A 4,599-nucleotide genomic window follows, 5' to 3' on the forward strand; every position below is an offset into this window, starting at 1 on the left:
AGCGAGATCCAGAAAGCGAGATCCAGAAAACCTCGTCTCGCGCGATCCTGGAGAAATTGCCCAGTCCGACGAAGCGGGCGTTGTCGGGATCGTAGAGCAGGTAGTCCTGCAGGCTGAGCCAGGCCGTCTGCGCGACGGGAATCAGGACGACGCCCGCCGTGACCAGGATCGCCGGCAGCAGGAACCAGAAGGGCGTCAGGCTGCGGCCGAGAGGCTGCCTGTGCGCGAGGGTGAGCGACGTCACGTTTCAAACCTGTCGAAGCGAGGGCTGGAGGCGGCAGCCGGATGCCCGTCTGCCGCCAATCCCGTCAGCCGTGAAAATGCTGCTCGATCGCACGCATMATCTCGTCAGGCTGGATCTGGCCGAGCAGCGCCCTTTGCATGTTGGCCGGCCAGATCCGGGCGATGAAATCCGGTGTCTTGGGCGAATCCGGCAACGAGGCCGCAAACGGCAGCGAGGCCGCGCTCGCATCGACGAAGCGCTTGGGATGCAGCGTCCAGTCCTTCGCCGCCGACGTCGCGATCGGCAACTGCCCGGTGAACTTGTTCAGCACGACGTTGTTCTCGGCCGTGGAGAGGAAGGCGCACCATTTGAAGGCCGCCTCCCTGGCCTTGCTGGCAGCGAAGACGGCGTTGGACTCGTCGCCGAAATAGGTCCAGCCCTTGCCGTCCGGGCCTCGCGGGACCGGCACAGCCGAAACCTTGTCGCCGAGCACGCCGACGATCTCGTTGGCCGAGCCGACATGATGGATGGTCATGGCGGTCCGGCCAGCCTTGAAGGTATCGACGATCTGCCGGAAGCTGTCGGTCGGTGCCGAGGCCGGCACCACCTTGTCCTTGACGGTGAGATCCACGAACCAGCGGTTGGCTGCGAGCGCCTTGTCGCTGACCATTCCGCCCTTCTCGAAACTGGCGCCGCCGCCGAGCACGAACGGCCCCCAGTGGTCGAAGCCACCAGCGCCGCCACGCAAGCCGAAGCCCGAGACATCGCCCTTCGTGAGAGCCTTGGCCGCCGCACGGAATTCATCGAAGGTTGCCGGCGGTTTCAGCCCCGCCTGCTCGAACAGGTCCTGCCGATAATAGAGATAGAGCACGACATATTGCAGAGGCAGGTAATATTGCTTGCCGTCGGCGCCCCTGTTGATCTTCCAGATGTTGTCCGCAATGTCGCTGCGCCCGGCCCAGCCGGCGATCAGGTCATTGATCGGGGAGAGCGCCTTCATCTGCTGGAAGCGCGCAGCCCAGGACAACCGCACCATCGCGCAGTCGGGTCCGTTGCCGGCGACGAGGGCGGCGAAGAGCCGGGTCTGGTAGTCGTTACCACCGCCCCAGGGGATGCTCTCGGCCTGGACCTTGATGCCGGGATTCGCTGCCTCGAACTTGGCGATGAGTTCAGCCGGCGAATGCTGCGGGTTGTCGAAATGGTACCACCAGCGCACCGTTGTGGTGGCTTGGGCGATGGCGGGGCGGGCGAGGGGGCTGGCGAGAGCGCCGGCGCCCGCTAATTTGATGAAAGTCCTGCGTTCCATGGTTGGCTTCCTCCGGTTTTTTTATCGTTGAGGTGGTTGGCAATGTGGCGGCCGCCAGCGGTGATCATGTCGGCAGCGGCAGCGAGTTCCCTGCTCATGCGCAGGCAGCCATGCACGACGCCGGGAACGTGATCGAAACGGAAGGGCACGCCGGCCTCGCCCAGGCGCTGGGCCAGCCGGATGGTGTCGTCGCGCAGCGGATCGAGCCCCGCGGCGGAGAGATAGAGCGGCGGCAGGCCGGCAAGCGCAGCCCGGCCAGGCGCCGCGAGACTCAGCGTCTCGTCCGGCTCGGCACCGAGGAAATTGTTCCAGTACCAGCGCATGTTCGCGCTGGTGAGCAGGTAGTCGCCGCCACCGAAGGCCGCATGGCTCGCCGTCGAGAAGTCGGGTTCGTAGCAGCCGTAGAACAGCGCGGCAGCCGATAGCGGCGGCAAGCCCTCATCGCGCCGGCGCAGCAGTGCTGCCAGCGCCAGATTGGCGCCGGCGGAATCGCCCGCGATCGCGATCCGCTCCGCCGGTATGGGCGTGCCCAGGCCGCCACGCTCGACGAAGGCGACGCTGGCCAGGAGATCGTCGAGCGGCGCCGGGAACGGGTGTTCCGGAGCGAGCCTGTAATCGACGCCCAGCACGGCGCAGCCCCCTGCCACCGCGAGATTGCGCATCGTTCCGTCATGGGTCTCGATCGAACCGAAGGTCCAGCCGCCGCCATGCGCATAGACGATGACGGACTCTGCCTGCGCGCCTTCAGGTCGGTAAAGCCGCGCACGCATCGCGCCGGCATCCGTGGGAATGACCAGATCGCTCGCCGGGATGGCCGGAGCGCCATCGCTCCACGGCAATGTTGCGGCATCGACCGTTGCACGTGCTTCGGCAATGGGTGCGGAGCGGAAATCGAAGGCGGGGCCGGCGCGGAGCAGTTCCAGAAGCACCTGCATCTGCGGATCGATCCAGGTCGTCATTCGCGGGCTCTTCATTAGGCGGTTCCGTCACGCAGGACGATCGTGTCGATATGCTCCGCCATGGCCGATGACAGGCCTTCCCCATCGCGGGCCTCGAGCAAGGCGAGCAGCAAGCGGTGGCGTGTCGCGGTCTCGGTCAGCGGGCGGCGATGCCCCGGTGCCCAGAGCTTCGAGCGGTGCGAATGCAGGGTGCAGCGGGTCAGGATCTGCTCGAGCGCGTCCAGTCCCGACAGGCGGAAGATCGTCAGGTGGAAAGCCATGTCGAGGATGATCAGGGCATATTCGTCGCCGGCTGCGGCGACGGCATCCATGTCGGCCTGTATGGCGTATAGCCGCTCCAGGCTGTCGCGCTCGACATGATGCACCGCCCGCAAGGCGCCACGGATCTCGACCCGGCGGCGCAGAGCCAGAATTTCCTCCGCCTCCTCCGGATCAAGCCTGGTCACCATCGTGCCGCGATGCCCGGAGCGGGTCACGAGCCCGTCCTCCTGCAGGCGCAGGAGCGCCTCGCGGATCGTGCCCTGGCTGCAACCATGCTCGCGCGCCATGCCGAGCTCGGTGAGAGCGCTCTCGGGACGCAACTCATTCAGCATGATCTGCCGCTTCAGTGACTCGTAGACGACGTCACGGGGCCTTCGAATCTGGTTCGGAATAAGCACATTCATCAATATCGATAATGATATCGATATTCGACATCTCAAGTCAGTTTGCGAGGGCTTGCTCGGACCTCGATCCCACGGCGCACTGTTGCAGCGGCGGTCAGGGGATGTATCGGCCTCGACGAAAACGACTCAGACCAGCGCTGGACAGCCGCAGGTAGTCCAATCGTCGGTGGCGGTGGACAAAGCGGCGCGTCCAGGCGCTCATTCTCGACGCTTGCCAATAATGAATTCCGCCTGCTTCGGCGCCAGCATTGCTAGCGGATACTCAAACTCAGAGGGCTGACTTGGGAGAACCAAGCGCGAGATGCCCAGAGACAGAAAGGGCGAGCAGCAGGGAGGATATGTGTTGCGAATGCTTGAGAATTCCATCGTGTAGCCGATCCAAGATCTCCCGCACGGGCATAAGATGAACGCTCATCCCCTCTTCGCTGGCGTCCAGTTTCCGGCTCCCCGTCAACTCTGCCCCCATAGCAAGATAGACGTGGACCCTGTTCGGTTGGGTGGCTGGGTTGGCGAAGAGCGAAGAAACGAGGCGCAACTCCGTCGCGCGATAGCCGGTCTCCTCCTCGAGTTCACGTGCAGCTGATCGCCCCGGGTCGAGATCACCTTCGTCCATCGTCCCTCCTGGCAGCTCCAGGAAAGTATCCGCCGCGCCGTGCCTGTACTGGCGGACCAAAACAATCTCGTCGCAGGGCGTGATCGCGACCGTTTGAACCCAATCGGGATAAGTAAGTACGTAGTAGGGCGAGACCCTGTGCCCTGTCGGCGTCAGGCACTCATCCGCCCTGACGTCAATCCAGCGATCTTTCAGCAATGTCCTGGAAGAGAGGGTACGCCATTTCATGTCCATAGTTTTAGCTATACCCAGCACGCCATGGCGCGCCAAGGCGGCGGTGTCGCCCGCAGTGACCCTCAATGCGATCGTCACATTAGAATCGAGGCGGCGAGAGCTAGCCGCTCAATCGCGGCCTCAACACCGCGCCGACATCTTGTCCGGAACCACCCGCGTGCCTGGCAGCGGGATCTGAACCTGATACGGGCGTGATCTCGCCATTGCCTGAGTGAATGGACCTGCAGAGCCCACGGCAGCGGCAAATCGACACCACCATATGCTTGGCCCCCGCCGAGGCGGAACGAAATGCGGTCAATCCGCTTTATCTATCTGATATAGTGGAGTTTTTGGTGAGCGGGGAGGGGATCGAACCCTCGACCACATGATTAAAAGTCACGTGCTCTACCACTGAGCTACCCGCCCTCACAGGGCGCTGACATACGGACGCCCCGCCCGCCGGTCAACATCGTTCGCACACTCCCGTCATTRTTCGATGGCTTTGAGATGTGGCAGAAGCGCTCCGGAGGATCCGCATGACCGATTTGCCCACCCTGTCCGAGATCAAGGCCGCCAAGGCTCTTGTGGACACTGTCTTCCCGGGAACGCCGCAATATGCC

At 63.8% G+C, this 4,599-nt stretch carries 4 protein-coding genes, 1 tRNA gene and 1 pseudogene; all 6 read right to left on the reverse strand.

The features are described from left to right. Nucleotides 1–244 (reverse strand): annotated as a pseudogene (locus AC1DJT_RS34635) (carbohydrate ABC transporter permease); the annotation flags it as partial. Between the two features lie 64 nt (nucleotides 245–308). Beyond that, complete coding sequence (locus AC1DJT_RS34640; RefSeq protein WP_476835860.1) at nucleotides 309–1,529, reverse strand: ABC transporter substrate-binding protein; 1,221 nt, start codon at nucleotides 1,527–1,529, stop codon at nucleotides 309–311. Continuing rightward, nucleotides 1,502–2,488, reverse strand: coding sequence for an alpha/beta hydrolase (locus tag AC1DJT_RS34645; RefSeq protein WP_441508743.1), 987 nt, complete (start codon nucleotides 2,486–2,488; stop codon nucleotides 1,502–1,504). Before AC1DJT_RS34645 ends, AC1DJT_RS34640 begins: the two co-directional genes overlap by 28 nt. Before the next feature lie 14 nt (nucleotides 2,489–2,502). After that, nucleotides 2,503–3,153: a GntR family transcriptional regulator gene (locus AC1DJT_RS34650; RefSeq protein WP_441508742.1), complete on the reverse strand. Its 651-nt coding sequence runs from the start codon at nucleotides 3,151–3,153 to the stop codon at nucleotides 2,503–2,505. A 268-nt stretch (nucleotides 3,154–3,421) separates the two neighbouring features. Then, entirely contained in the window at nucleotides 3,422–4,078 is a 657-nt protein-coding gene (locus AC1DJT_RS34655) for an NUDIX hydrolase (RefSeq protein ID WP_441508741.1), read from the reverse strand. Nucleotides 4,079–4,330: 252 nt separating this feature from the next. Beyond that, nucleotides 4,331–4,405, reverse strand: a tRNA-Lys gene (locus AC1DJT_RS34660). Nucleotides 4,406–4,599 lie beyond the last annotated feature (194 nt).

Source organism: Allobosea sp. 05T422_2 (assembly GCF_056396265.1).

Coding starts and splice junctions, on each gene's coding strand:
- AC1DJT_RS34645 (WP_441508743.1), bottom strand. CDS start 2,488: ATGACGACCTGGATCGATCCGCAGATGCAGGTGCTTCTGGAACTGCTC.
- AC1DJT_RS34650 (WP_441508742.1), bottom strand. CDS start 3,153: ATGAATGTGCTTATTCCGAACCAGATTCGAAGGCCCCGTGACGTCGTC.